The following is a 2,397-nucleotide window of genomic DNA, read 5'->3' on the forward strand; positions in this document are numbered from 1 at the left end:
TTTTGGCTGGGAAATGCAAGTCGGCGCGAATGTGCAGTGGGGCGCAACTGATCATGAATTGTTTTACAATCAAGTTGATACCAGCACCTGGAAAGCCTACACGGTCCTGCACGATCCGATTCGCAAGACATCCCGGAAATGGGAAGGCGCGACATTCATGGTTACACCCGACGGTAAACAAACAGCGAGCCACAACATGGTTAATTCGGTGAATGCGCAGTCGGGGTACGGGGTGATTTTACCTGAGAATTTCCGTCGCAAAAACTCGGGTATAGTTCATACTGACGGCCTTTTTGTAACGGATGTAAAAACGGGCAAAACCAAAATGATCGCATCCATTAAGCGCATTTTTGACGAGGCAAAACCCAAGGTCGGAATTGACGATCCGGACAACTATGAGATCTACACATTCAAAGCGATGTGGAATGCACAAGGTACCCGGCTGATGACCTGCCTGATCATCAAACCAAAAGCCGGCGGCCCCAGAAAAGTAGCGCTCATCACGATCAAACCAGACGGCAGCGACATCCGCACGGCGGTCACTACCAAACAATATGCAAAAGGCGGCCACCACATGGCGTGGATGCCCGACGGTGAGCACTTTTCAATGAACCTGGAAGTGGACAGCACCAAAAACGGTCTTGAACTGATTACCGCGAAGTACGACGGCACCGAAATGAAAACCGTATTCTCTCCGGGATCGGGCCACCCCAGCTTTCATCCGAAAGGCCTGCCGCTGATCATTACCGACTCTTATAACCACGAAAAAAGCGTCGCCAAAGGAGACGGAGTTGTACCGATCCGACTGATGAACACGAAAACGGGCAAGGAAATACGTCTTGCCAACGTGAGGGTACCCAAAGTGGAAGACAATTCCTTCCGGATGGATGCGCACCCAACCTGGGACCGCACCGGGCGCTATGTGATTTTTAATGGGTACGACGACGATAACAGGGGTGTGTACATCGCGGACCTGCAAGAGACAATTAAAGAACTAAAACCTTAACCACTTGTCCCGGACAAGTTAAAAACCTTAAAAATGGACAGGCGTAAATTTCTGAATCTGACGTTACCCGCCACCGGCGCTGTATTCCTGACCAGCTCGTTGCTCAGCGAGCAGGCGATGGCCGAGATCGGCAGGCAGTTTGACGGCAAGAATGCGGTCGGGCATTATGATATTGTAATCAATGGCGCGGGATTGTCGGGCTATTTCGCTGCGCTCCACGCTGCTTCAAAGGGCAGAAAAGTGCTGGTGGTGGAAAAACGGTCGAGCCCGGGATTTGAAATCGCTGCCAAAAGCCGGCTCTGGCTCAATGCACAGGGATTTGACTCCATTCGTCCCGACTTGCAGGAACTGCTGCTACCCGAGCAGGAATTGATGGAAATCAAGAACACCAAAGGTACCGGCAAAGGAAAAAGTCAGCTGGGCGATCACATTGCGCTTTTCAAAGGCAGCATCCGGAAAGGAATGGTACGCAACCTGCTCGTAGGCAAAGTGGATCTATTGCTGATGACAGATACCTGTGGTTTGTTTGAAAGCAAAGGTCAGGTAAGCGGCGTGCTGCTGGCTACCAAACAGGGCGTTTTTTCAGTTCCGTGCAAAACCTTTATCGATGCTTCGGACCAGTTGATATTCAGCCGCAGACTCTCCGGAAAATCGCTGAAAGTGCAGAAAGCAGGTTTTGTAATGGAACTGAATAAAGTCAGTAAACCGGCATTCAAGGAAATTAAAGCGGATGCAGCTTTTGGCCTGGACGGAAATAAGCTGACATTATACCCCGGAAAACTTTCGGACGACCACGCATTTCTCGCATTCGAATATCCGGTTGATACCGACAAACTCGAAGAGATCGAGCACAAAGGCAGGCAGATTGCCACGCAGCTTGGCTTAAAAATCAAAACACTAGGCGCAGGATTAGCCACTGCCCAGATCCAGCAATACGCATTGGAAGCTTCGCTGATGCTAGCAGATAATGCCGCACCAACCACTTCCTTGAATGGACATTATGTGCTGGATAGTACCACTACTCCCCTTTCCGCGGCGGCACTTTTAGCATTAGAAAAGAATGCACAGGCATTGGTAGACAGAGTAAAAATCCCATCACAAACCGCAGCTCCGCAAAATCTGATCCTACCCGGTAAAAGACTGGATATTAAAAAGGTGAAGTTTGAAGAGGTGGACGAACCTGGGTTCAATGTGCCGTTACAGGCTGTGCACCTTGACTGGATGGACGCAGTTGTTGCCAGAAAACAAACGCAGGTGATTGTAGCGGGCGGTGGTACAGCCGGGGCGTTGGCTGCGGCAGGTTCGGTGGATAAAGGCGCTGATACCATTGTGGTGGATTATTTCAATGACCTTGGCGGCACTAAAACCATGGGCGGCGTGATGGGGTATTA

2 protein-coding genes are annotated in these 2,397 nt (G+C 50.4%); both read left to right on the plus strand.

Annotated features, from left to right (window positions below; genetic code table 11):
• Window positions 1-1,006: hypothetical protein (locus tag ACTIE6_RS22705; protein ID WP_439558806.1), on the plus strand; the 1,006-nt coding region annotated here is incomplete at its 5' end.
• A 33-nt stretch (window positions 1,007-1,039) separates the two neighbouring features.
• On the plus strand, window positions 1,040-2,397 hold a 1,358-nt coding region (locus ACTIE6_RS22710), incomplete at its 3' end, for an FAD-dependent oxidoreductase (RefSeq protein ID WP_439558807.1).

This window comes from Dyadobacter sp. (assembly GCF_051859145.1).
Taxonomy (GTDB): domain Bacteria; phylum Bacteroidota; class Bacteroidia; order Cytophagales; family Spirosomataceae; genus Dyadobacter.